20 protein-coding genes are annotated in these 25,277 nt (G+C 66.6%); 11 read left to right on the top strand and 9 right to left on the bottom strand.

Annotated features, from left to right (window positions below; translation table 11 throughout):
* Positions 1 to 23: 23 nt before the first annotated feature.
* Together treZ and ACFW6D_RS21570 are read right to left on the bottom strand one after the other, a co-directional pair.
* Positions 24 to 1,775 (bottom strand): malto-oligosyltrehalose trehalohydrolase, encoded by a 1,752-nt coding sequence (treZ, locus tag ACFW6D_RS21575; protein ID WP_379330714.1) that lies wholly within the window; start codon positions 1,773 to 1,775, stop codon positions 24 to 26.
* Between the two features lie 37 nt (positions 1,776 to 1,812).
* Positions 1,813 to 3,732, bottom strand: coding sequence for a hypothetical protein (locus ACFW6D_RS21570; protein ID WP_379330712.1), 1,920 nt, complete (start codon positions 3,730 to 3,732; stop codon positions 1,813 to 1,815).
* Between the two features lie 131 nt (positions 3,733 to 3,863).
* Here ACFW6D_RS21570 and ACFW6D_RS21565 point away from each other — a divergent pair, with 131 nt between their 5' ends.
* Together ACFW6D_RS21565 and ACFW6D_RS21560 are read left to right on the top strand one after the other, a co-directional pair.
* Positions 3,864 to 4,436, top strand: a complete 573-nt coding sequence (locus ACFW6D_RS21565) for a TetR/AcrR family transcriptional regulator (RefSeq protein ID WP_379330710.1) — start codon at positions 3,864 to 3,866, stop codon at positions 4,434 to 4,436.
* A gap of 82 nt (positions 4,437 to 4,518) precedes the next feature.
* A complete protein-coding gene (locus tag ACFW6D_RS21560) occupies positions 4,519 to 5,715 on the top strand; it encodes a Cmx/CmrA family chloramphenicol efflux MFS transporter (protein WP_379330708.1) in 1,197 nt (398 codons plus the stop codon).
* Between the two features lie 61 nt (positions 5,716 to 5,776).
* On the opposite strand, the gene dnaE is transcribed toward ACFW6D_RS21560, so the two are convergent.
* The gene (gene dnaE, locus ACFW6D_RS21555) at positions 5,777 to 9,340 is read right to left on the bottom strand and encodes a DNA polymerase III subunit alpha (RefSeq protein WP_379330706.1); all 3,564 of its coding nucleotides are present in this window, start codon (positions 9,338 to 9,340) and stop codon (positions 5,777 to 5,779) included.
* Between the two features lie 156 nt (positions 9,341 to 9,496).
* Here dnaE and ACFW6D_RS21550 point away from each other — a divergent pair, with 156 nt between their 5' ends.
* Positions 9,497 to 10,675 (top strand): sensor histidine kinase, encoded by a 1,179-nt coding sequence (locus ACFW6D_RS21550; RefSeq protein ID WP_379330756.1) that lies wholly within the window; start codon positions 9,497 to 9,499, stop codon positions 10,673 to 10,675.
* Positions 10,676 to 10,759: 84 nt separating this feature from the next.
* On the opposite strand, the gene ACFW6D_RS21545 is transcribed toward ACFW6D_RS21550, so the two are convergent.
* On the bottom strand, positions 10,760 to 11,068 hold the full coding sequence (locus ACFW6D_RS21545) for a hypothetical protein (RefSeq protein WP_379330704.1): 309 nt from the start codon (positions 11,066 to 11,068) through the stop codon (positions 10,760 to 10,762).
* A gap of 217 nt (positions 11,069 to 11,285) precedes the next feature.
* Here ACFW6D_RS21545 and ACFW6D_RS21540 point away from each other — a divergent pair, with 217 nt between their 5' ends.
* The 7 genes from ACFW6D_RS21540 (at position 11,286) to ACFW6D_RS21510 (ending at position 19,101) form a co-directional block, all read left to right on the top strand.
* A complete protein-coding gene (locus ACFW6D_RS21540) occupies positions 11,286 to 12,083 on the top strand; it encodes a LytR/AlgR family response regulator transcription factor (protein ID WP_379330702.1) in 798 nt (265 codons plus the stop codon).
* Positions 12,080 to 12,445, top strand: a complete 366-nt coding sequence (locus ACFW6D_RS21535; RefSeq protein ID WP_379330700.1) for a hypothetical protein — start codon at positions 12,080 to 12,082, stop codon at positions 12,443 to 12,445. Before ACFW6D_RS21540 ends, ACFW6D_RS21535 begins: the two co-directional genes overlap by 4 nt.
* Complete coding sequence (locus ACFW6D_RS21530; protein WP_379330698.1) at positions 12,445 to 14,199, top strand: cation acetate symporter; 1,755 nt, start codon at positions 12,445 to 12,447, stop codon at positions 14,197 to 14,199. Before ACFW6D_RS21535 ends, ACFW6D_RS21530 begins: the two co-directional genes overlap by 1 nt.
* Positions 14,200 to 14,351: 152 nt before the next feature.
* On the top strand, positions 14,352 to 14,705 hold the full coding sequence (locus ACFW6D_RS21525; RefSeq protein ID WP_379330696.1) for a DUF485 domain-containing protein: 354 nt from the start codon (positions 14,352 to 14,354) through the stop codon (positions 14,703 to 14,705).
* Complete coding sequence (locus ACFW6D_RS21520; RefSeq protein WP_379330694.1) at positions 14,702 to 16,336, top strand: cation acetate symporter; 1,635 nt, start codon at positions 14,702 to 14,704, stop codon at positions 16,334 to 16,336. Before ACFW6D_RS21525 ends, ACFW6D_RS21520 begins: the two co-directional genes overlap by 4 nt.
* 79 nt (positions 16,337 to 16,415) lie before the next feature.
* Complete coding sequence (gene acs, locus ACFW6D_RS21515) at positions 16,416 to 18,320, top strand: acetate--CoA ligase (protein ID WP_379330692.1); 1,905 nt, start codon at positions 16,416 to 16,418, stop codon at positions 18,318 to 18,320.
* A gap of 160 nt (positions 18,321 to 18,480) precedes the next feature.
* Positions 18,481 to 19,101 carry an LON peptidase substrate-binding domain-containing protein gene (locus tag ACFW6D_RS21510; RefSeq protein WP_379330754.1) on the top strand — a complete coding sequence of 207 codons (621 nt, stop codon included), beginning with the start codon at positions 18,481 to 18,483 and terminating at the stop codon, positions 19,099 to 19,101.
* A 227-nt stretch (positions 19,102 to 19,328) separates the two neighbouring features.
* Here the strand turns inward: ACFW6D_RS21510 and ACFW6D_RS21505 are convergent, their stop codons facing one another.
* The 4 genes from ACFW6D_RS21505 to ACFW6D_RS21490 form a co-directional block, all read right to left on the bottom strand.
* On the bottom strand, positions 19,329 to 20,315 hold the full coding sequence (locus tag ACFW6D_RS21505; protein ID WP_379330690.1) for an NAD(P)-dependent alcohol dehydrogenase: 987 nt from the start codon (positions 20,313 to 20,315) through the stop codon (positions 19,329 to 19,331).
* Positions 20,316 to 20,410: 95 nt separating this feature from the next.
* Entirely contained in the window at positions 20,411 to 21,343 is a 933-nt protein-coding gene (locus tag ACFW6D_RS21500; RefSeq protein WP_379330688.1) for an SDR family oxidoreductase, read from the bottom strand.
* 66 nt (positions 21,344 to 21,409) lie between these two features.
* Positions 21,410 to 22,033: an NADPH-dependent F420 reductase gene (locus ACFW6D_RS21495; RefSeq protein WP_379330686.1), complete on the bottom strand. Its 624-nt coding sequence runs from the start codon at positions 22,031 to 22,033 to the stop codon at positions 21,410 to 21,412.
* A gap of 43 nt (positions 22,034 to 22,076) precedes the next feature.
* A complete protein-coding gene (locus ACFW6D_RS21490; RefSeq protein WP_379330684.1) occupies positions 22,077 to 22,811 on the bottom strand; it encodes an SDR family NAD(P)-dependent oxidoreductase in 735 nt (244 codons plus the stop codon).
* Positions 22,812 to 23,004: 193 nt separating this feature from the next.
* Between ACFW6D_RS21490 and ACFW6D_RS21485 the strand changes: the two genes are divergently transcribed.
* Entirely contained in the window at positions 23,005 to 23,898 is an 894-nt protein-coding gene (locus ACFW6D_RS21485) for a LysR family transcriptional regulator (RefSeq protein ID WP_379330682.1), read from the top strand.
* Between the two features lie 31 nt (positions 23,899 to 23,929).
* Here ACFW6D_RS21485 and ACFW6D_RS21480 read toward each other — a convergent pair whose 3' ends face one another.
* Positions 23,930 to 25,192 carry a Fic family protein gene (locus ACFW6D_RS21480; RefSeq protein ID WP_379330680.1) on the bottom strand — a complete coding sequence of 421 codons (1,263 nt, stop codon included), beginning with the start codon at positions 25,190 to 25,192 and terminating at the stop codon, positions 23,930 to 23,932.
* Between the last annotated feature and the right edge of the window lie 85 nt (positions 25,193 to 25,277).

The following is a 25,277-nucleotide window of genomic DNA, read 5'->3' as shown; positions in this document are numbered from 1 at the left end:
GGCCGACCCGTGGCCGGGCGTCATCACTGCGTGATCACCGTGCCCGCGCCGTCACCTTCCTCGAGTACGGCGAAGCTGTGGCCCGAAATGAGTGTTCCCGCACCACTTTCCGTGGCGGGTGACCAGGCGAGCAGTACGCGACCGTGCACCGGGATCACCACTTCGTCCTCAGCGAGGTTGCACACCACCGCTATTCGGCCACGACGGAGGATGAACCAACGTTGTGCCTCGTCATAGTCGGCCCACACGCGTTCCAGCCAGGGATCGGTGAACTCGGGCCGCGACTTACGCAGGGCGAGCAGGCCGCGGTAGCAGGCGAGCAGCCGGGCGTGCGGTTCGCCGCCGACCTCGGTCCAGTCGAGCTTGGAGCGGGTGAAGGTGGCCGGGTCCTGCGGGTCGGGCACCTCGTCGGTGGACCAGCCGTGCTCGGCGAATTCGGCGCGGCGCCCGGAGGCGGTGGCCGCGGCGACAACGGGGTCGGTGTGGGAGGTGAAGAACTGGAACGGGGTTCGCGCGCCCCACTCCTCCCCCATGAACAGCATCGGGGTGCTCGCCGAGAGCAGCACCAGCGCCGCCTTCACCGCGAGCTGGCCGGGGGTGAGATAGGCGCTGGGCCGGTCGCCGATCGCGCGATTGCCGATTTGATCGTGGTTGCAGGTGTAGCCGAGCAGGGCACTGCCGGGGACGAGGTCGCGTGGCAGTGGGGCACCGTGGGTGCGGCCACGGAAGCTGGAATATGTTGCGGCGTGGAAGAACCCGTGCGTGAGGGTCTGCATGAGGCAGGCCAGGGAACCGAAATCGGCGTAGTAGCCTTGCCTTTCGCCCGAGACCGCGGTGTGGACGGCGTGGTGCAGGTCGTCGTTCCACTGGCCGGTCAGGCCGTAGCCGCCAGCCGCGCGCGGAGTGATCAGGCGGGGGTCGTTGAGATCGCTCTCGGCGATCAGGCTCAGCGGGCGGCCCAGATGTGCTGCCAGCGCCGTGGTTTCGACGCTGAGTTCCTCCAGGAGGTGGGTGGCGGTGCGGTCGACGAGCGCGTGGACGGCGTCGATGCGCAGTGCGTCGATGTGGAATTCGCGCAGCCAGCGCAGGGCGTTGTCGATGACGTAGGTGCGCACCGCATCCGAACCCGGTCCGTCGAGGTTGAGGCTTTGACCCCAGGTGTTGCGGCCGGTCGCGAGGTAGGGGCCGAAGCGGGGCAGGTAGTTTCCGCAGGGGCCGAGGTGGTTGTAGACCACGTCGAGGCAGACGGCCAGACCGCGGGCGTGGCAGGCGTCGACGAAGCGTTGCAGGCCGTCGGGGCCCCCGTAGCTCTCCTGCACCGCGTACCAGAGCACGCCGTCGTAGCCCCAGTTGTGGGTGCCGTCGAAGGCGTTGACCGGCATGAGTTCGACGGTGGTGACGCCGAGGGTGACGAGATGGTCCAGGTGCTCGATCGCCGCGTCGAAGGTGCCTTCGGGGGTGAAGGTGCCGATGTGGAGTTCGTAGAACACCGAGCCTGCCAGTGGTCTGCCGGTCCAGTTCCGGTCGGTCCAGACCGAGGGGTCGAGGTCGTGGACGGCGGAGGTTTCGTGCACGCCGTCGGGTTGGCGGGGTGAGCGCGGATCGGGCAGTACCGTCGCGTCGTCATCGATCAGGAACCCGTAGCGGGTCCCCTGACCTGCGTCGACGTGCACCGACCAGTTCCCGCCGCCGTTTCTTCGCATCGGGTGCTCGACCCCGTCAAGTCGCAGCCGCACCTCTCGTGCCTCCGGTGCCCACACCCGAAACTGCCTCATCGGCCCAGCATCGCATGCCTCGCGCCGGTGTGCTCGTTCACTGCGAGTGCGCGGTGACGCCGACCGGTCCGGCGCCGATACACAGCGACTGCCGGTCGTCGAGGGACCTGATCCGCAAGGTGTCGCCGCCACCGAGCAGCCGGACGTACACGATGTTCAGGCCCGCGCGCACGTCGGCGATCGTTTCGGTCTCGCCTTCGAAGGACAGGGCGATCCGGCCGTCACGTTCGGCGTTGTAGTTGACCTGGGCGGTCCAGTCGCGGATCTGCATGGGCCCGTCGAGCGGGAGGTTGACGCCGGTGGTGCCGGGCACGCGGTAGCCGCAGCGGGGTTCGGGGCCCTCGACGATGGCGCGATTCCACCAGACCTGGGCGTCGACGATGGCGCCTTCGTCGGTGATCATGCGCAGGCGTGGGGTCGACAGGGCGAAGGTGGTGGGGGTTGCCAGCGGGGCGAAGACGCGGTCGGTCATGTTCTCGGGGAATGCCAAGGGGTTCAGGACGTTCCACGGGACTTCTTGGGGTAGGAGTGGTGCGTCGGCGACACCGGGGAGCGCGGCGTGAACACCGGTGACGTAGGTGCGGGCCGGGCTCGGTTCCCATGATCTGGTGAAGGTGACCGTCGAGTACACGCTGCTCACGAGGAACACGACGACCGCCGCGATACCCGCCGTCTGCCACGCTCGACCGTCTCGTCTCGTCTCGATCGGAGCCAGCCCGTTGACGATGCGTGTGAGATCGACGCCCGCCGGAACCTCTTGGCGTGCAGTCTTGTTCGATCCCCGCACCGAACTCGACCGGTGTCGGCGGGGTGCTACGGCAATCAGCGCGAGCGCGACAGTGGCGATCACGGCGAAGTCGGCGAAATAGCGTACCGATTGCAGGAGCAGACCCGCGGTGCTCGGGCCGTCGCGCAGGATGACGACAGGCGCGATGGTCAGAACCGCGTATCCGGCGGCGCACACCCAGATCGCGATAACTCGGCTGCGAGCGCGAATCGTCCACGCCGCGAACAGGATCAGCGTCACCCAACTCAGCGCGATCAGCACGCTCGGCGAATCCGCCCACGGGGTGGAGGGTTGCCAGCGTTCCCAGCGCCACGGGCCGCCGAACAGTGCGGGCACCAAACCATCCGACAGTGCCCGGCTCCACAGGGCGCCGGGGTGTTCGGGAGCCGAGAGTCCGCGCGGACGTTGGATGACGAGCAGGAAGCACGCCGACCAAGCCAGCAACACCGCCCCTCCCGCCGTCCAGAGCACAGCCCCACGCCGGGCGGCCTCACGCACCGACCCGCCCGTCACGTGCGCGGCCAGCACGACAACGGCGAAAGCCACCGGCAGCACGACCACCGATTTCTCGAAGAACAGCAACGCCACCGCGAACACCACAGCGCCCGAGACCGCGTACCGACGCTGCCCGGTCCGCACCAACCGCACCGCGTCGGCGCTCACCCAGGCAAGGGCGATCTGCAAGGGCAGCGCGTTCACCGCCGCCGACCACCAGGCGAACGCGGGCACCGTCAACGGCACGAACAGGTAGAAGACCAACGGCACCAGCATCCGCGCCCGCATCCCGAGCAGCACCACGAGCAGACGCAACACAGCCAGCGACGCGAGCACCTGCAAGCCCACCAGCACGACGACCGCGGCCGCCCAGTTCATCGGCGCCGCCTCGGTGACCAGCCAGGTCAGCACGAAGGCGAGCGGCATCACGTGACCGTCGTGACTGGTGAACAGCAGTTCTGTCGAGAACAGTGGCTGACTGCTCACCCGCCCGATCAGCAGAAAATCGTCCCAGTAGAAGAACCCGGACGCCGCGATCCAGCCGCGCAACCCCAGCTGCGCCACGATCAGCACCGCCGCGACGACCAGTGCCGCTCGCCCTGACATTCGCCACGAGACCGCCCGCGACGGGTCGCGGGAGTGCGGTGGCGAGTCGAGCAGCGGCACGGACGTCACGTCTCTCGACGCTAGCTCGTAGTTCGCGGGGCTGCTATCACGACCCACCACAGCAGGATCGCCGATGTCGCTGTGTTCGCACACAGCACTTTTTTGGACCGACCTGTTCAAAACATGCTACGGTCGTCGACGTGGCCCGACCCAAGGAATTCGACGAGCACCGTGCGGTGGACGCTGCAATGCGGGCATTCTGGTCTGCCGGTTACGAGTCGACCTCCACCCAGGACCTGTGCACCGCAACAGGTTTGGGTCGCAGCAGCATCTACAACACCTTCACCAGCAAACGTGACCTGTTCGATCGCGCCCTGCAGCACTACATCGCCACGAAGAACGCGCCACTGTTCGACATCCTCGACAGCGACGCCCCGGCCAGGGAGCGGATCGCCACCGTTCTGCGCCGGGCCGCCGAGGCGCCGGAGACCGAACCGGCGGGCTGCCTCGTAGTCAACTCGATCGTCGAGCTCGCCCCACACGATGCCGACGCACGGGCAACCCTGCACGCCGATGGGGAGCGTCGCCTCGACGCACTCACCGCGACAATCGAAAGCGGCCAGCGCGCAGGCGAATTCACCGCCGATCGCGACGCACGCGCCATCGCCCAGTTCCTGACCGCCACCATCAGCGGCATGCGGGTCGCAGCGCGCGGCGGTGCGGACCGCGCCACCCTCACCGCCATCGCCGATACCGCGATGCACTGCCTCTGAGATCCCCGAGCCTCGCTACCTATCATCATGTCCTCGTTTTGGACTGATTGATTCAAAACAGTCGCCACAAGAAAGGTCTGTCGTGCCAGTCGCTGTCTACATCCTCGGCCTGTCCATCTTCGCCCAGGGCACCTCCGAGCTGATGCTCGCCGGTCTCCTGCCCGAAATGGCTGCCGACCTCGGCGTCTCCATTCCCAGTGCGGGACTGCTCATCTCGGCCTTCGCGCTGGGCATGCTGGTCGGCGCACCGCTGCTGGCCGTGGTGACGCTGCGCTGGCCTCGCCGTGACGCACTACTAGCCTTCCTCGCGATCTTCGTTGCCGCCCATGTCGTCGGCGCGCTGAGCAGCGACTACTGGGTGATCTTCGGGACACGAGTGGTGAGCGCCTTCGTCTACGCCGGGTTCTGGGCGCTGGCCGCGGCGACCGTGATGAGCCTGGTGGCGCCACAATCGCGGGGGCGGGCGATGAGCATCGTCGCGGGCGGACTCACCATCGCCACGATCATCGGACTGCCCGCAGGCACCGTCATCGGCCAACATCTGGGCTGGCGCGCGGCCTTCTGGGCGGTCGCCGGCCTGTCCGCGCTGACCATGATCGGTGTGCTCGCGAAGGTTCCCGGCGGTCGGCCCGCCACTGTCGCGGCGCTGCGCGGCGAATTACGGGTGATGGCGAATCCACGGCTGTGGGTGTCCTACGGCGCCACCGCGCTCTCGACGGGTTCGGCATTCGTCACCTTCGCCTACCTCGGCGCGATGCTGACCGGCACCACCGGCATCGCGGTTGCGTGGGTCCCGGCGGTATTGGGTCTGTACGGTGTCGGCGGGTTGATCGGGATCACCATCGGTGGTCGCTTCGCCGACGCACATCCGTTCCGGACCCTGTATGTGGGGGCTGCCGGGATGTCGACGGTCGCGATCGCGATCGCCATCAGCGCGCACTCCCCCGCAGCGATGATCGTGCTCGTCCCGCTTCTCGGCGCTTTCGGTTTCGCCACGAACCCGGCATTGAACACTCGCGTCTTCGCGCTGGCCGACGGTGCGCCGACGCTGGCCGCGGCGACCAACTTCTCGGCGTTCAACGTCGGGATCACGGTCGGCCCGTGGCTCGGTGGACTGGCAATCGGTGCGGGGCTCGGCTACGCCTCGGTCGGCTCGATCGGCGCAGCCTTCGGTCTGGCAATGCTCGCCACCGTCGCGGTGTCTCACCGGCTGGAGCGTGAACCCAGCACCGCCGCTGTCTCTTCCGTGGCTCGGACGCCCGAGTTCACCACTCTGTAGCCCGGACCAGTCGGCGAAGCCGCTCGCAGCTCTGCGGGTGGCTTCGCCGTTGCGGGCTCACTCAGCCGAGGCAGCCCGGGCCGAGCAGTGCTTTCAGGTCGCCCATCAATGCCGAGGACGGGGAGACCCGCCAGGCGTCGTCGAGTTTGAGCATGGTGGTTTTCTCGCGGGCGCCGACGTGGCGGATGAAGACGTCCGAGGTGCCCTGGTGGCGGGTGAGGACCTTCTTGAGTTCGCCGAGTTTGTCGGGTGTGCACATGCGGGTGGTCATCACGACCGACACCGGTTTGGCCACGCCGATGGCCGAAAGGTCCGGTACGACAAGGTCGTTGGCGATCAGCGAGATGCGGTCGTCACGGACCGAGACGCGGGCCTTCACCAGCACCACGGCGTCTTCGACCACATCCATGCCGTACACCGAGTACGACTGCGGGAAGAACAGCACTTCCACGCCACCGGTGAGGTCCTCCAGCTGGGCCGAAGCCCAGGCCAGGCCGTTCTTGTTGATGCGGCGGTTCACCGAGGCGAGGATGCCACCGATGGTCACCTGCGCGCCGTCCTTGACGTCGCCTTCCAGGATCGCCGGGATGGGCGTGTCGACCTGGGCGGCCAGCACGTGCTCGACACCGTTGAGCGGATGCCCGGACACGTAGAGGCCCAGCATCTCGCGTTCGAGGGCGAGCTTGTGCTTGGTCTCCCATTCGTCCTCGGGGACTTTGACATTGAACACCGACGCCATCGATTCGTCGCCGTCACCGAGTCCACCGAACAGGTCGAACTGGCCGATCGCCTCGGCCTTCTTGGTCGACATCACCGCGTCGATCGCATCCGAGTGGATCAACAGCAGGCCCTTGCGCGGATGCCCGAGGGAATCGAAACCGCCTGCCTTGATGAGGGATTCGGTGACCTTCTTGGAGCAGGCGATCGCGTCGATCTTGTTGAGGTAGTCGGAGAAGTCGGTGAATTTCGACTTCTCCTTGCGCGCGGCGATGATCGAGCCGACCACGTTGGTGCCGACATTGCGGACCGCGCCGAGGCCGAAGCGGATATCGGTGCCGACGGAGGCGAAGTTCAGCTCCGATTCGTTGACATCGGGCGGCAGCACCGTGATGCCCATCTTGCGGCAGTCCGACAGGTAGATCGCGGCTTTGTCCTTGTCGTCACCGACCGATGTGAGCAGACCGGCCATGTACTCGGCCGGATAATTGGCCTTGAGGTAGGCGGTCCAGAAGGAGACGAGGCCGTACCCGGCGGCGTGCGACTTGTTGAACGCGTAACCGGCGAACGGGAGAATCGTGTCCCACAGCGCCTTGATGGCGGGTTCGGAGAAGTCGTTGGCCAGCATGCCGTCACGGAAGCCGGCATAAGCCTCTTCCAGCACCGACAGCTTCTTCTTACCCATCGCGCGGCGCAGGATATCGGCTTGGCCGAGCGAGTACCCGGCCACCTTCTGCGCGATCTGCATGATCTGTTCCTGATAGACGATCAGGCCGAAGGTGTCGGCCAGGATCTCTTTCAGTGGTTCTTCGAGCTCGGGGTGGATCGGTTTGACTTCTTGGCGGTTGTTCTTGCGGTCGGCGTAGTCGTTGTGGGCATTCATGCCCATCGGGCCGGGGCGATACAGCGCGAGGACGGCGACGATATCGCCGAAACCGGTGGGCTGCATGCGGCGCAGCAGGTCGCGCATCGCACCGCCGTCGAGCTGGAACACGCCGAGAGTGTCACCCCGGGCGAGCAATTCGTAGGTGGCCGGGTCGTCGAGCGGCAGGTTGTCCATGTCCAGATCGATGCCGCGGTTGGCCTTGATGTTCTCCAGGGCATCACCGATGACGGTGAGGTTGCGCAGACCCAGGAAGTCCATCTTCAACAGGCCGATGGCCTCACACGACGGATAATCCCAACCGGTGATGATCGCACCGTCCTGCGCGCGCTTCCACACCGGGATCGCGTCGGTCAGCGGCTCCGAGGACATGATGACCGCGCAAGCATGCACACCCGCGTTACGGATCAGGCCTTCCAAACCCTTCGCGGTCTCGTAGATCTTGGCGACATCGGGATTGGACGAGATCAGTTCACGAACCTCGGCGGCTTCCTTGTACCGCTCATGATCCGGATCGGTGATACCCGCGACCGAGATGTCCTTGGCCATGATCGGCGGCGGCAACGCCTTCGAGATCTGATCGGCGATAGCGAAACCGGGCTGGCCGAACAACACTCGCGCGGAGTCCTTGATCGCGGCCTTGGTCTTGATGGTGCCGAACGTGATCACCTGCGCAACCCGGTCACTGCCCCACTTCTCGGTGGCGTAGCGGACCATCTCACCGCGGCGGCGATCATCGAAGTCGATATCGATATCGGGCATCGACACGCGCTCGGGATTGAGGAATCGCTCGAACAGCAGCCCGTGCGGGATGGGGTCGATATTGGTGATACCCATCGCGTAGGCGACCAGCGAACCGGCGGCCGAACCACGACCAGGGCCGACCCGGATGCCGACTTCGAGCGCGTGCTTGATCAGGTCACCGACGACGAGGAAGTAGGCGGGGAAACCCATTTCGCAGATGACGTTGAGTTCGAAGTCGGCCCGGTCGAGGTATTCGCGCGAGGGACCGTCGGGGAAGCGGCGATCGAGACCGTCGAGGACTTCCTTACGCAGCCAGGTGGCCTGGGTGTGGCCTTCGGGCACCGGGAAGACCGGCATCCGGTCGCGGTGTTCCCAGACGTCGTCGTAGGGCTGCACGCGCTCGCCGATGAGTTCGGTGTTGTCGCAGGCGCCGGGGACTTCGGCGTCCCAGATGGCACGCATCTCCGCGGCGGACTTGAGGTAGTAGCCGTCACCGTCGAACTTGAACCGGGTCGGGTCCGAGAGCGTCTTACCGGTCTGAATACACAGCAGCGCTTCGTGGTTGACCGACTGGTCCTTGGTCACGTAATGGCAGTCGTTGGTCGCGATCGGCGGGATACCGAGCTGGGAGCTGATATCGATCAGGCCCTCACGGACCCGCCGCTCGATCGACAGACCGTGGTCCATCACCTCGAGGAAGAAGTTGTCGGCGCCGAAGATCTCCTGCCACTTCGCAGCGGCTTCGAGGGCTTCGCGATCATGGCCGAGGCGCAGACGGGTCTGCACCTCACCCGACGGGCAGCCGGTCGTGGCGATGATTCCTTCGGCGTGCTGGGCGATGATCTCCTCGTCCATGCGCGCCCACTTGCCCAGCTGGCCCTCGATCGAGGCCAGGCTCGACAGCTTGAACAGGTTACGCAGACCGGTCGCGTTCTCGGCGACCATCGTCATGTGGGTGTAGGCGCCCGAGCCGGAGACGTCATCGCCCTTCTGGCCGGGGTCGCCCCACTTCACGCGCTTGGTGTCGAAACGCGAGCCCGGTGCGATGTAGGCCTCGATGCCGATGATCGGCTTGATGCCGGCCTTCTTGGCACTGTTGTAGAACTCCGAGGCGCCGTACATGTTGCCGTGGTCGGTCATACCGACCGCGGTCATGCCCAACCGATCCGCCTCCGCGAACAGCGGCGAGATCTTCGCCGCTCCATCGAGCATCGAGTACTCGGTGTGGTTGTGCAGGTGAACGAACGATCCGGACGGAGCCAAGACGGTCCTTCCTCCCATAGAGTCGGCGGGGGTTGGCCTTGGCATTCTATGCACGGGGGTCCGACACATTTGCCACTCGGCGCGCGCGCCCCGAACCGCACCTCGGCGTGGGGCGGCGTGTCGTGGTGAAGGTCACCGACATAATCGGTGGGTGCACTCGGAACGGCCCACTCGTTGACCACCTTCATCGTGACCGCCGCGGCCCTCGCCCTACTGATCGTGGCTTTGCTGGTGTGGCGGCGGACCCAGCGGGTCGTCACCACGCCCGCGCAGCGGGCCGTTCACCAAGCGCTGCACACCGCGTCGCTGGCCGCGGTGCCGTTGCGGCGCGGGCTCACCGAAGAGTCGGCGACCGAGGCCGCGCCACACCTGCGCGCGCTCGCCGGCGCCGAGGCGCTGGGTGTGGCCGACGCCGAGGCGACATTGCTGGCCTGGGACGGTCCGCACACGGGAATGCACGCGCTGTTCGCCGATGCGGCGCGACGCGCTGTTGCCGATGAGCGTCCGGTGCTGGTTGCCGGTGACGAGCACACGTTGATCGCGCAACCGTTGTTGATCGACGCGGGGGCGGCGGTCGGGGCGCTGGGGATGGTGACGACCGGTAAGCCGGGGCCAGGGATGCTCGGGGCGGCCGCGGAGGTGGCGCGGTATGCGTGTGGGCAGTTGGAGCTGGCCGAGTTGGATGCCTCGCGAGCTCGGGTCGATCGGGCGGAACTGCGCGCTCTGCGGGCTCAGATCAGTCCGCATTTCATCTACAACGCGCTCAATACGATCGCCTCGTTCGTCCGTACCGACCCGGATCGGGCACGGGAGCTGATTCTCGAATTCGCCGACTTCACGCGCTATTCCTTCCGTGCCGCAGGCGAATTCACCGTGCTGGCCGACGAATTGCGCAATATCGAGCGGTATCTGGCGTTGGAACAGGCTCGCTTCGGTGACGCACTGGATGTTCGATTGCGGATCGCACCGGAAGTTCTCGGCGTCGTCCTGCCGTTCCTGGCTCTACAGCCGTTGGTAGAGAACGCGGTCCGGCACGGCCTCGCCGGTGGTGGCCGCGGCGGCCAACTCAGCATCGTCGCCACCGACGCGGGCACAGACTGCCTGATCAGCGTCGAAGACGACGGCATCGGCATGGATCCCGATCTGCTGCGCTCGGGCGCGCTCGATGCCGTCGACACCGGTGCCGGACCCGCCCGCACCGGCGAGGCGGCCCATGTTGGCCTCGCCAATGTCGATGACCGCCTGCGCGCCGCGTTCGGTAACGACTACGGGTTGGTCGTCGAGACCGCACCGGGCGCGGGGACCAAAGTCAGCATGCGGGTTCCCAAATTCCGTGCCGGGATTCGCGCCTGAACCACTGGTGCGCGCACGAAAGAGAAAGGAGCCGCACACAAAAGGTGCGCGACTCCTTCAGTTGGCCTCGCTACCGCGACGAGCCTATTTCCCTGATCCGCTGGTCAGACTCTGCACGAATGCCTCGGCCTTTTCCATGAGGCCCTCGGCAGACCCCGAGGCCGAACCCGATCCACCGCTCGACACATCCTCCTCGCCGGAACCCGAACCCGAACCCGACTCAGCGCTCGACACATCCTTCTCGCCGGAACCACTGGTCAAGCCGCCCAGCATCTTCTTCACTTCCGCCGAACCGCTGGCCGAGCCGGTGTCCGCAGTGGCGATGCCGCCGCCGGCCACCGCGATTCCCGCCGCCGCTGCCACCGCCACAGCCAGTACCCGCATTGTGCTCATGTGCATTCCTGTCGTCATCGGCGACGGCGAATTCCGCCCCCCTCGATCGTGGCACCCACGTGCCCCGACTCCGACCCTCAACCGAACCAGACCTGAGTCCGCCCACCTGCCTCAGGAACACAGAAAGTATTCCGGTGCGGGCCGACGGCATCACACCGAACCGGACGCGCCGCTGGGCAGTGTGATCACCGAACGCGGCGGTTACGATGGATGGGTTGTGACTTGGAACACTGACGAACCCTCGACCGCGCTGCGGGTGCTTGCTGTCGATGACGAAAAACCGGCGCTGGACGAGCTCGTGTATCTGCTGAGCGCGCAGGCCGGGGTCGGGGAGATTCACCGGGCGAGCGAGGCCACGGGGGCGTTGCGGTTGTTGCGGGCGCACCCGATCGATGCGGTGTTCCTCGACATCGATATGCCGGGGCTCACCGGGATGGAATTGGCGGGGATTCTGTCGGAATTCGCGGAACCGCCCGCGGTGGTTTTCGTGACCGCGCACGATGATCACGCGGTGGCGGCGTTCGATTTGGGGGCGGTGGATTATCTGCTGAAACCGTTGCGCGAGGCGCGGCTGGGTGAGGCGGTGCGGCGGATTCTGGCCGCGCGGGTTTCGGTGCCGGCGGCGGCGGTGACGGAGTCGGCACATCCGAGCGAGGTGATTCCGGTGGAACTCGGTGGGGTGACCACGTTGGTGCATCGGGCGGATGTGGCATGGGTCGAGGCGGATGGGGATTACGCGCGGCTGCATACCGGGAGTGGGTCGCATCTGGTGCGGATTCCGTTGTCGGCGTTGGAAGCACGGTGGGAGGACGCCGGTTTTCTGCGGGTGCACAGGTCGTATCTGGTGGCGTTGCGGTTGGTGACCGGGTTGCGGAGCGCGGGGAACGCGACGGTGGTCTGTTTGCGGGCCGAGGGGGCCGCAGGTGCGGTGGAGTTGCCGGTCAGTCGACGACAGGTGCGGGAGTTGAAACAGCGGCTGGTGCACGGGCCTCGACAGAATTGGTCGCAGCGGTGACGGGTCCGCAGCGGCCGCCGCGCGAGCGGGTGGTGTTGGCGCAGCGGCGGGGCGCGCGGCAGGTGCGGACCCGGACCGAGATGGTCGAGCAGACCGATCTGGGTGCGGCGTTGATCGGTGGGTTGATCCGGGCGCAGTTGGGTCTGGCCTTGCGCCTCGGACTGGTGGTGGCGGTCGGGTTCGGTGCGCTGCCGGTGCTGTTCCGTATCGATGCGATCGCCGAAGCCGCAGTGCTCGGGATTCGGCTGCCGTGGCTGATTCTCGGGGTCCTCGCGTTCCCGGCGTTATATGCGGTGGGGTGGTTGTATGTTCGCCTCGCGCAACGCAATGAGGACGACTTCCTGGAATTGGCCGGGGACTGATGAGCTCCGGCACCCCCGCGCTCACGGTCGCTGCCCTGCTGCTGGCGGCGCTCGCCACGGTGGGCATCGGATTCTACGGAGTTCGCCTGTCCCGCACGACCTCCGACTTCCTCGTCGCGTCACGCACCGTGGGTTCACGGTGGAACGCAGCCGCGATTTCCGGTGAATACCTTTCCGCCGCTTCCTTTCTCGGCGTCGCCGGATTGATCGCCAAATACGGTGCCGACGCCCTCTGGTATCCGGTGGGATTCACCGCGGGCTATGTGGGCCTGCTGATGTTCGTGGCCGCCCCGCTGCGCCGGTCCGGTGCGTATACCGTGCCGGACTTCGCCGAATTCCGGTTGGGGTCTATTCGATTGCGGCGCATGGCGGCCGGTCTCGTCGTCTTGGTGTGCGCGGTATATCTGATTCCGCAATTCCAAGGCGCCGGACTGACCCTGCACATTCTGCTCGGCGTGCCCGCCTGGGTGGGCGCGGTCTCGGTGGGCGCGATCGTGTTGGCGAATGTGATCGGCGGCGGAATGCGTTCTGTCACTTTGGTGCAGGCATTCCAATACTGGTTGAAATTGACCGCGGTGGCGGTGCCCGCACTGGTGCTCGGAATGCACTTCCTCGCCGACGAACGACCGGTCGGCGCCGCCACTCCACCGACTGTCGATGAGCGAACCACCGTCGATATCTCCACCGATGTCGTAGTGCACCTGGACGTTTCGCAACAGGCCACGATCACCGGAACCCTCGACGGACAGCCTGTCGACGGACCGGTCGTGCTGACACCGGGCGATCACACCCTCGCCGAGGGTTCCGAACTGATCCTCGCCCCCGGTTCAGCCGTTCCGGTGGTCGCCGGTGCCCCCGCCGATGGCGCGAGCTGGGTCGCGCCCGGTGGCGGCTTCGGCGGACAACACCCGCAGTACCAGGTGTTCTCGCTGATCGTGGCGACCTTCCTCGGCACCATGGGGCTGCCGCATGTGCTGGTCCGCTTCTATACCAACCGCGACGGACCGTCCGCGCGCCGGACCGCGCTGACGGTGATCGGACTGGTCGGCGTCTTCTACCTGTTCCCGATCCTGCTCGGCGTCTTCGCCCGCCTCTACGTGCCCCAACTGCTGATCACCGGCGCCTCCGACGCGGCGGTCGTGCTGCTGCCCGGCGCGGTGCTGGGCGGGCTCGGTGGCCAACTCCTAGCAGCGTTGGCTGCGGCCGGGGCGATCGCGGCCTTCCTGTCGACGTCGTCGGGGCTACTGGTCAGTTTGGCGGGGGTGCTCAGTACCGATGTGCTGCGTGGGCGGATCCGCGACTTCCGGCTCGCCGCCCTCGTCGCCGGCCTGGTCCCGCTGACACTCGCAGTGACCGTTGCCTCGCTCGATCTGTCACGGACCGTCGCGCTCGCCTTCTCGGTGGCCGCCTCGACGCTGTGCCCGCTGCTCGTGCTCGGCATCTGGTGGCGTGGGCTCACCGCCACCGGCGCGGCCGCGGGCATGCTCACCGGCGGCATCACCGCGGGTAGCGCGACTGTTCTGGCGGTGCTCGGCGGTGTCTCCCCCGACCTCGCCAACGGCTGGCCCGCCGCCATCGTCGACTACCCGGGCGCAGTGTGCGTGCCACTGGCTTTCGCGGTGACCATCCTGGCCAGCCTCGCCACCACGGGCCAGGATCCCCGGACGGTAGCGGGAGTCTTCCTGCGCATGCACGCCCCCGAACGGCTCGGCATGAGCGCCGACCGCGACCCCGAAACCGCCGCCGCGCGGTGATCTCGCGCCGACCGTTCGTCGCACCACACCGACCGCTCACCGCACGGGCGGCCACCTTCACCGAGTGACCCACGCCACATCATCATGCGCCCACGTCCGGGGACCTACCGTCATCTCCACGCACGACCCCCCTTCACGCTAGGACGACCGGCATGACCGAAACCGACACGCAGGCGCCAGATCCGCGCACGCCGAGTGCCGATGAATGGCTCGCGGTACAGGCGAGTCCACAATTCCAAGATCTGCGGAACAGGCTGCGCCGCTTCATCTTCCCGATGACCGCACTGTTTCTGGTGTGGTACCTGAGCTATCTGCTGCTCGGCGCCTACGCGCACGACTTCATGGCACAGCAGGTCTTCGGCAACATCAATGTGGGGCTGCTGCTCGGACTCGGGCAGTTCGTCTCCACGTTCCTCATCACCGGGCTCTATGTCCGTTTCGCCAACCGTGAGCTGGATCCGCGCGCCGCGGCCATTCGCGAAGAACTCGAGGGGGAGCGAGTATGAGCGCCCTTGCCGCGTCGTCGACGGTGGGCAATCCCATCGCCAATATCGCCATTTTCCTGCTGTTCGTCGCGGTCACCATGGTCGTGGTGATCCGCGCCAGCCGCAACAACGCCAGTGCCGCAGACTATTTCACCGGTGGGCGCGGCTTCTCCGGCCCGCAGAACGGCATCGCTATCGCCGGTGACTACCTGTCGGCCGCGAGCTTCCTCGGCATCGCGGGCGCGATCGCCGTCTACGGCTACGACGGGTTCCTGTATTCGATCGGGTTCCTCGTCGCCTGGCTCGTCGCGCTGCTGCTGGTGGCCGAGATGCTGCGCAACACCGGCAAATTCACGATGGCCGATGTGCTCAGCTTTCGGCTCAAGGAAGGTCCGGTGCGCACCGCGGCCGCGGTGACCACCCTCACCGTGTCGCTGTTCTATCTGCTCGCGCAGATGGCGGGCGCCGGTGGTCTGGTCGCGCTGCTGCTCGATATCTCCAGTCGCGCAGGACAATCCGTCGTGATCGCTGCCGTCGGTGTGCTGATGATCGTGTACGTGCTGGTCGGTGGCATGAAGGGCACGACCTGGGTGCAGATCATCAAGGCGGTGCTGCTGATCGCGGGTGCGGGCCTGATGACGGTGATGGTGCTGTCGAAGTACGGGTTCAACTTCTCCGACATCCTCGGTGCCGCACAGGAATCGGTGAGCGAGTCCACCAGCAAGGCGGTCGCTGCCCGTGACGTGCTCGCGCCCGGTGCGCAATACGGCGGCAGCGAGATGTCCAAGCTGAACTTCCTGTCGCTGGGTCTGGCGCTGGTGCTCGGCACCGCGGGTCTGCCGCACGTGCTGATGCGCTTCTACACCGTGCCGACCGCGAAAGAGGCACGGCGCTCGGTGGTGTGGGCGATCGCGCTGATCGGTTCCTTCTACCTGTTCACCCTGGTGCTCGGTTACGGTGCGGCGGCCATCGTCGGCCCGGACAAGATCCTCGCCGCGGCGGGTGGGCAGAACTCGGCGGCGCCGCTGTTGGCGTTCGAACTGGGCGGGGTGATTCTGCTCGGGGTGATCTCGGCGGTGGCGTTCGCGACGATCCTCGCGGTCGTGGCCGGGCTGACCATCACCGCGTCGGCCTCGTTCGCGCACGACATCTACGCCAGCGTGCTCAAGAAGGGCAAGGTCGACGAGGTCAAACAGGTGCGGGTCTCGCGGATCACCGCGGTGGTAATCGGTGTGCTCGCGATCGGTCTCGGCATCCTCGCCAACGGCCAGAACATCGCGTTCCTGGTGGCACTGGCCTTCGCGGTGGCAGCGGCGGCGAACCTGCCGACCATCCTGTACTCGCTGTTCTGGAAGCGCTTCAACACCACCGGCGCGCTGTGGTCGATGTACGGCGGCCTGATCTCGACCATCGTGCTCATCGTGTTCTCGCCCGCGGTGTCGGGCAACAAGACCGCGATGATCAAGGGCGCCGATTTCGACTGGTTCCCGCTGGCCAACCCGGGCATCGTGTCCATTCCGCTGGCGTTCCTGCTCGGGGTACTCGGCACCTATCTTGGTGGCCGTGGCGAGCAGGTCGACAAGGCCAAGGCCGCGGAGATGGAAGTCCGCTCGCTCACCGGCGTCGGTGCGGAGAAGGCGATCTCGCACTAGCGCCAACCCCTGCCCGTGCCGGTGGGTTCGCCCCACCGGCACGGGCTGTACCCCAAGGCTTTTCGAAGGAGAGTTTGTTGTGACCAGTTTCCCGCCTGCCCCCGAGTTCGCCGCGTCGGCCAATGCCGATGCCTCGTTGTACGAGCGGGCGCGCGCCGATCGCGACGGTTTCTGGGCCGAGCAGGCCAACCGGTTGCACTGGCACAAGCCCTTCACCGAGGTGCTCGACTGGACCGACGCACCGGTCGCGCGCTGGTTCGGCGACGGCGAGCTCAATGTCGCCTACAACTGCCTCGACCGCCACGTCATCGACGGGCACGGCGACCAGGTCGCCATCCACTGGGAGGGCGAACCGGGCGACGCACGCGCGATCACCTACGCGGAATTGCTCGATGAAGTGTGCAGGGCGGCAAACACTTTCATCAAGCTCGGGCTCGTCGCCGGTGATCGTGTCGCCATCTATATGCCGATGGTGCCCGAAGCCATTGTGACGATGCTGGCGTGCGCGCGGCTCGGGCTCACGCACTCGGTGGTGTTCGCGGGATTCTCGCCCACCGCTTTGCGTCAGCGAGTCGACGATGCCCAGGCACGGTTGATCGTGACCACCGATGGGCAGTGGCGTCGCGGGAAGCCGGCCGCGCTGAAGTACGCCGTGGACGAGGCGCTGGGTTCGGATCCGTCGAGTGTCGAGCATGTGCTGGTGGTGCGCCGGGTCGGGCTCGATGTGCCGTGGACCGAGGTGCGCGATCTGTGGTGGGACGAAACCGTCGCTGTCGCTTCGCCTTCACACGAGGCGCAGGCCTTCCCCGCCGAGCATCCCCTGTTCATCCTCTACACCTCCGGCACCACCGGAAAGCCCAAGGGAATCCTGCACACCACCGGCGGCTACCTCACCCAAACCGCCTACACCCACCACAACGTCTTCGATCACAAAGCAGGACAAGACGTCTACTGGTGCACCGCCGACATCGGCTGGGTCACCGGACACAGCTACATCGTCTACGGGCCCCTCGCCAACCGCGCCACCCAGGTCGTCTACGAAGGAACACCCAACTCCCCCAACGAACACCGCCACTTCGAGATCATCGAAAAATACGGCGTCACCATCTATTACACCGCACCCACCCTGATCCGCACGTTCATGAAATGGGGACGCGAAATCCCCGACGCCCACGACCTGAGCACTTTGCGACTGCTCGGCTCGGTCGGTGAACCCATCAACCCCGAAGCCTGGCGCTGGTACCGAGAAGTCTTCGGCGCCAACAAGACTCCCATCGTCGACACCTGGTGGCAGACCGAAACCGGCGCCATCATGATCTCGCCACTGCCCGGCGTCACCGCCACCAAGCCCGGCGCCGCGATGGGCCCACTGCCCGGCATTTCTGCCAAGGTCGTCGACGACGACGGCGCACCGCTCGGCCCCGACGAATCCGGGCTGCTGGTCCTGGATCAGCCGTGGCCGTCGATGCTGCGCGGTATCTGGAACGACATGGGCCGCTACCGCGAAACCTATTGGCAGCGTTTCGCTTCCGAGGGCTGGTATTTCGCCGGCGACGGCGCCAAGCTCGACGCCGACGGCGACCTGTGGATCCTGGGGCGTGTCGATGATGTGATGAATGTGTCCGGTCACCGCATCTCCACCGCCGAGGTGGAATCCGCGCTCGTCGGGCATCCCGCTGTCGCGGAGGCCGCGGTGGTCGGTGCGTCCGACGAGACCACCGGGCAGGGGATCGTCGCCTTCGTCATCCTCACCGAGTCGGCCGTCGCCGCCGAGGCGCTCGTCTCCGAACTCAAGGCGGCGGTTTCGCTCGAGATCAGCCCGATCGCGCGGCCGCGCCAGATCCATATCGTCCCGGAGCTGCCCAAGACACGCAGCGGCAAGATCATGCGCAGACTGCTGCGCGATGTCGCCGAAGGGCGCGAACTCGGCGACACCTCCACGCTGGTCGACCCGACGGTGTTCGAATCGATCGCCACCGCGTGAGAGGCGCGACGCCAGCCACCACCGCCGCGCGGCGCGCACGATGGCGACTGGCGCACATCACCGACGAGCGGGCCCGAACCTGCCGAAAGGACACAAGGTGAGCGCGCCGGATGGGCGTAGTCCGCGTGCCACCGGGCATGCTGGGACGGTGGAGATACCAATGTTCCCGCTGGGTGCGGTGCTGCTACCCGGCGAGCCGCTGTCGTTGCAGATCTTCGAGCCGCGCTATGTGGCACTGGTGCGCGACTGCATGGACGGGCTGCGGGAGCCGGAATTCGGTGTCGTGCTGATCGCGCGCGGGCACGAGGTGGGTGGCGGTGAGGTGCGCACGGAGGTGGGCACCCTGGCCCGGATCAGCGAGGTCATCGAACTGCCCGGTTCGCGATACCGGTTGCGCTGCAAGGGAACCGAGCGTCTTCGCATCGACAAGTGGCTCGACGACGACCCGTATCCCCGGGCGGACACCGAGCTCTGGCCGGACGGTCCCGGTGCCGACGACAGTGCGCTGCTGGCGGGCCTGCGTGAACGGGCGGACCGCCTGCACACCCTAACCGCCCAGTTCGCGCGCCGCAACGGCATCCGCCGCCCACCACCGTCGGCGTCGCTGGACGGGCTGTCCGACGACCCGACCACCCGCTCCTACGAGCTCGCGGCCCGCCTGCCGATCGGCCCGACCGACCGCCAGGCGGCCCTGTCGGCCCCGGACCCGTACAGCCGCCTCACCGCTCTCACCACCGCGGTCGACGACGCGATCGCGATGATGGAGTTCCGCCTGCTCTGACAGCAGCGCACCCGACGGCCCGCACGCGAAGACTGCGGTCGACGACGCGATCGCGATGATGGCGTTCTGCTTGCTGTGGTGTACGACGGCACCGTCGACCGGGCGGTTGCGCGCAGCGTGACGGGCAGGCGGCGAGGCGTGCTCGATCCGGCCGGTCCGCCCGAGTCCAGGTCCGCGGACTGATCTTCTCAGGGCCACAACGGGTTCGGTGAGCGATGGCGCGCCGATCAGTCCGGCGACACGACGGTGATCACGATCTTGGCCCGTGCGTGTTCGGTCTCCATGTACTCGATGGCGGCGGCCGTTTCGTCCAACGGATAGGTGCGGTCGATGGCCGGGCGGACGAAGCCACCTTCGATCAGGTCACGGAGTTCGGTCAACGACTCCGAGGTTTGCTTCGCCGTGGGAACGCGGATCGCCGGCTTCACGAACGGTCGAGCAAGCTGACCGCGTGCGAGCAGGCCGACTGGGCCGAACCAGCTTCCGCCGTCGAAGTTGCCGCCCCCGGACAGCACCAGGGTGCCTGTGGGTTCGACCAAGCGGAGCAGCTCGCGCAGGGTCCGGGTGCCCGCGAGGTCGAGGACGGTGTCGTAGCGGCCCGTGATGGTTTCGCGGGTGTAGTCGATGACATACTCGGCGCCGAGGCCTCGGGCGGCCTGGACGTTGCGGGTGCTGCACACTGCGGTGACCACCGCACTCCGCGCCCAGGCGATCTGGATCGCGAAGGTGCCGACGCCACCCGAGGCACCGATGATCAACACACGCTCATCGTCATAGCCGAGATGACGCAGGCAGGTGAGGGCGGTGTTGCCCGCCAACGGCACCGATGCGGCCTGCTCGAAACTTGCATTCGCCGGTTTCAGGTCGAGCAACCCGCGCGGCACCGCGACGTACTCTGCGAACGCCCCACTGACCGCCTCCCCGAACACCTCGTCCCCCACCACCAGGTCTGTGACACCATCCCCCACCGCCTCGACCGTTCCCGCGAAATCCCCACCCTGCACAAGATTGGTCGGCCCCCGACGACCGAACACCGACCGATCCATCCACCGCGCGATCTTCGGATCCCCCCGCATCACATGCCAATCCCGCGCATTCACCGACGCGGCACGAACCCGAACCAGCACCTCCCCCGCCCCAGCGACGGGCCGCGCGACCTCCGCCTCCGCCAACGTCGCCGATGACCCATATACCCGCTGCACAATCGCCTTCACCCCGACAACGCTAGGCGCCCCCACCAACCACCCACATCAGGGAATCCCCTGATGCGCGGCGGAGATTCCGCCTCCTGGCGATTCGGGTCTTGCGGTCAGCCGCCGAAGTAATGGCCGTTGTCCAGATCGGCGAGCAGGCCGGGCTCAGCCGGCTCCCAGCCGAGGGTTGCGCGGGTGATGCCGTTGGACGCCGGGTAGCTCTGCGTGACAATGTTCGCGAGGAACCCGAAGTATCCCGGCACCATCAGGACGTCGGCGGGAACGCTCACGACGGGCAGGCCAAGTCGGCTGCCGATGGCTTCGGCGATGTCGCGGAGCGGGATGGCCCCGTCCCCGACCGCGTGCCAATACTTGCCTGCCTCGCCCTTCTCCAGCGCCAAGCGGAACACGGACGCGACATCACGGATGTGCACGGCGTTCCACAGGTTCGCGCCGTCGCCGGGGTAACCGACGTAGCCCTTCTCCTTCGCGAGCGCGATGAGCTGCACGAGGAAGCCGGCGCGATCGGTCGTGCTGTGCGCGATATTGGCAATTCGCACGACCGACGACCGCACTCCCTGCTCGGCGAGGCCGACTACGGCGGTTTCCACAACGTTGCGAACCCGCAGGGTTCCCCTGTACTCAACGCCGCCGGGAAGGGCCGGGTCGGCCTCGGTTGCGGGTCGGCCCAGGTTCCCGGACGAGCCGATACTTCCTGCCGCGACCAGCGGCTTTCCGGTTCCCGCGAGTGCCTCGCCGTACGCGAGCATGATCGGGAGCTCCGCGGCGGCCACGGCGTCGATCCCGCCGGACGCAAGCAGGTCTTGCCTGTGCGCGACGTGAACGACGCCGTCGGAATCCGCAGCCGCCTCCTTCAGCCCGTCGAGATCCTCGAGGTCGCCGCGACGCACCGTCGCGCCGAGCGCGGACAAGGCCGCCGCGGCCGTGTCCGAGCGGGCCAGGCCGGTGACTTCGTGCCCGGCGGTGATGAGCTCGGGGATGATGTACGAACCGGAATGGCCGGTCCCGCCGGTGACGAAAACGCGCATGCTGCTGTCCTTCTGAGGATGGGGAGGAAGCTGTACCTCTAGCGAGAAGTGGTGGTGCGGGTGTGCTCAGCCGGTGAATTCGTTGACGCCGAGGGCGAAATCCCAGTGGCCGAGCCCGTTTCCGGCGAGCCCCATCGTGACCAGGCCCATTCCTTCCAGCCAGTGCGCCATTTTCAGGCCGCCGACATCTAAAGGGCGCAGCCCGAGACTCTCGATGAATGCCCCCACGTCCGCCTTGGATTGCGCATTGTCGCCGGCCATGAAGACATTGGGTCTGCCCTTCTCCAAGACATTGCGGAATATGGTGTTGAATGCCTTCACCACGCTTGTGCCTGCCGGCGCCACCTTGGTGACTTCCTGCGCGATCGAGGTCTCCTCGCGGTGGGCCAGTCCGTCGAACGTGACGTTGAAGGGGTTGCTGATGTCGACGATGACCTTGCCCGCGAGGGCCGCTCCGTACTCGGCGACGACCGGAACGACACCGTCGTGCAGCAGGGCCGTGATGACGATGTCCCCGGCCGGGACGGCGCCCCACTCTCCCGCCGTCGTGCCGCCGCTGAGATCCTTGGCCAGGTGATCGGCCTTGGACTGATCTCGGCCCATGATCTCGACGGAGTTGCCGCCCGCTACCGCGAGCGTGCCGATGGTACGAGCCATGTTCCCCGTACCGATGATGGTGATGCTGCTCATGAGGTGTGCTCTCTCTTGTGAGTCGGCGGCATTGGTGTGTGGTTCAGAGGGCGGTGGTGCCGCCGTCAGTGACCAGTTCAAGGCCGTTGACGTAGCTGGAGTCGTCAGAAGCGAGAAACAGTGCGACAGCGGCGATTTCGTCGGGACGGCCCATCTTTCCGCGGGGGATGAGGGACTCGAATGCGGCCTTGGTCGCCTCGTCGAACAGTTCTTCCTGTTTGGCGGTGGCGACCTGGCCGGGGGTCAGGACGTTGACCCGGATCTTGCGGTCGCGCAGTTCGTTGAGCCAGACGCGGGCCCAGGCCTGCTGGACCGCTTTGCTTCCCGCGTAGAGGCTCCAGCCGGGGAAGGCGCCGAGGGAGGCGTTGGATCCGGTCATGAAGATCGAGCCGTTGTCATTGATCAGCGGCAGTGCCTTCTGCACGGTGAACAGGGTGCCGCGTGCGTTGAGCCAGAAGGCGTGGTGGAACTGTTCCTCGGTGATCTCACCGAGGACGGCGGGTTCGCCCGTCCCCGCGTTGGCCCACAGTACGTCGATCGAGCCCTTTTCCCGTTTGACGGTGTCGTACAAGCGGTCCAGATCGTCCAGGTCTGCCGCGTCACCCTGGACGGCGGTGACGTTGCGGCCGATCAACTGGACGGCGTCGTCGAGTGCTTCCCGCCGCCGCGCCTGGATGAAGACGTGCGCTCCCTCCGCGACGAACAGTTCGGCGCCGGCCAGTGCCATTCCGGTGGACCCGCCGGTAATTACCGCTACTTTGCCATCGAGCTTTCCCACGATCACTCCGTTCAATTGATTGAATATCCGAAACAATTCGGTTCTCGGTTACACCGGATTCGCCGTCGAATGACGTGATGGACGGGCTCAATTCGCTTGCGCCCCATGAACGATGCCATTGGCCCGAGCTGGTGTCCAAGACCCTTTTCGGCCGTGGTGATACCTTGAAGGCATCACGGATCGGGAGGTTTCCATGGATCTGGACCCGCGCAAATTGCGCTATTTCCTCGCCGTCGCCGACAGGTTGCACTTCGGCCGCGCCGCCGAAGAACTACACATCGCGCAACCGGTGCTCAGTCGGCAGATCCGCGCGCTGGAACAGGATCTCGGCGCCTCGCTGTTCACCAGGGATCGCCACGGCGTCGCGCTGACCGACGCGGGCCGACAGCTGCTGGCCGACACCGGTCCGCTGCTGGCCGCCGCGGACGCGGTCCGCCGCAGGGTGACCGTGGCCGCTGGCGGCAGTCGGCGGCTGACTGTCGGCTTCCGGACCGGTATCCCGGTCATCCCGGCGGCCAAGGCGTTCGGCGTTCGACATCCGGACGTGGTCGTGGACGTGCAGCGGATCGAATGGGACGACCAGGCCCCGATGCTGCTCGACGGCCGCATCGACATCGGCTATGTGCGACTGCCCATCGACGAGACCGGTCTGCGGGTAACCCCGCTGTTCAGCGAGCCGCTCCTGGTGGCGCTGCCCGCGAGCCACCGGTTGGCAGGCAAGGAGGAGGTCACCGAAGCCGACCTGACCGGTGAGCCGCTGGTCTGGCATGCCGACCCGAGCACCCAGCCCACCAGACACCCGCACCCCGACTCCGGGCTCCGGGTGCGCGACGTGGAGGAGAAGCTCGAGCACGTCGCGGCAGGCCGTGGCATCTCGTTCGTGGCGCGATCGGAGACACTGTTCTACTCACGTCCGGACATCAGCTATGTACCCATCCCGGAACTCGCGCCCGACCAGGTGTGCCTCGCGATGGCGACCTCACGCACGTCGCCGCTGACCGACGACTTCTTCGCCGCGGCGCAATCGACTGCCGCGATCACGGCCGAATGCGGGAACTATGAGGCGCATTCGAGCAGCCGACGGTAGTCGGTGCGGAGGTTTCATGGCAGATTCGAAGCTACCCGCGTGGCACTGGACGCTGGGGCGAATGTGCCTCGCCGTCGGGATTCGCAAAACACCGTTCGAGCGCACCGAACGCTTCGAATACCTCGGGGGCCTCGAATGCGCGGTTGCGACGGCCGACGGTGAGCTGTCGAAGAATTCCGGCGTCGACGAGTCTGTCTATCGCGGCGTTGGCGGTAGGAAAGCTGCGCTGCACCAGAGCGGCGGCGGTCGTGGCGGTGATAATCGGCGCACCGATGAGATGCGGAAGTAGCAGGGCGGCAGCTGAATCCGCTCGTAGCGGTGCGACTCGCTCGCGCCATCGTGCCAACAGCGCGGAGGTTCTCACCTCGAACACCGCGGCGTCGGCGACCGCCTGTGTGCACGCTGCGGCGAAGCTGCCGATCCAGGCATTCGCACCTTCCATAGCCGCTGCGGAGTCGGGTGGGCCGAGATGACGGAAACCGGTGAGGCCATCGATGTAGCTGCGGGTCGCCGTGGCCAACACGAGCGAAACCGGGGCGATCACCCGTTCGGAGAGTCCTCGGCGACGGAGCACGAGGTGGATCAGGACTCGTCCCGCGCGGCCGTTGCCGTCGACGAAGGGGTGGATCGTCTCGAACTGGGCGTGTGCGATCGCCGCCTGTGCGACCGCGGGCAGGTCGTCGGTGTTGGCGAAAGCGATCAGATCCGCCATCAACGCGTCGACGTAGCGCGGGGGCGGCGGCACATAGGCGGAGCGCGGGTTGGAGGAACTGCCGCCGATCCAGTTCTGCTGATCCCGGTAGCTGCCGCCGTGGGAGGCGAGGTTCGTGCCCGCCATCAGTCGCCGATGCACATCGGTCAGCACTTCGGCGGTGATCTCCTGACCGCGCGAAACCGACCGCACGCCCAAGGCCAGCGCGTCGATGTTCGCCAGCACTTCCACTGCGGTGACGTCGGTGGACCGGCCGTCGAAGGCCGCGGCGGCCTCTGCTCGGAGTAATCGTCGCGCGCCGATCTCGAGCCCTTCGATGCGGGATGAGGCGACCGCCTCGGCGCGCAACAACAGGCGTGACAGCACCTCGGTGTCGGACAGCGCTGTCGCGTCCCGATCGAGCCGGGCAATGGCGATCTCGGCATCCGCGACATCGGCCGCGGTTGGTCCGTCGAGTGTGAATGCTCTGCCCACCAGCAGATCTGGAACATACGTGTCGAAAGAACCGGCGCTGCGATCACGTCGGGACAACCCGCCACGATCGAGAGAGCTCTCCCCGAGACACCGCAACAGTTCGGCCATGCGAACCTCCTTATTAAAGGTTAGCAGCTAACCTTTAATAAGGAAGGCGGGAAGTGCTCACTTGGTGGCGGATTCGGTCGAACCG

The organism is Nocardia sp. NPDC058705, from assembly GCF_042749305.1.
In the GTDB taxonomy this organism is placed as follows: Bacteria; Actinomycetota; Actinomycetes; order Mycobacteriales; family Mycobacteriaceae; genus Nocardia.
The sequence above is the reverse complement of the archived record's forward strand: the minus strand, read 5'-3'. Positions and strand labels throughout refer to the sequence as shown.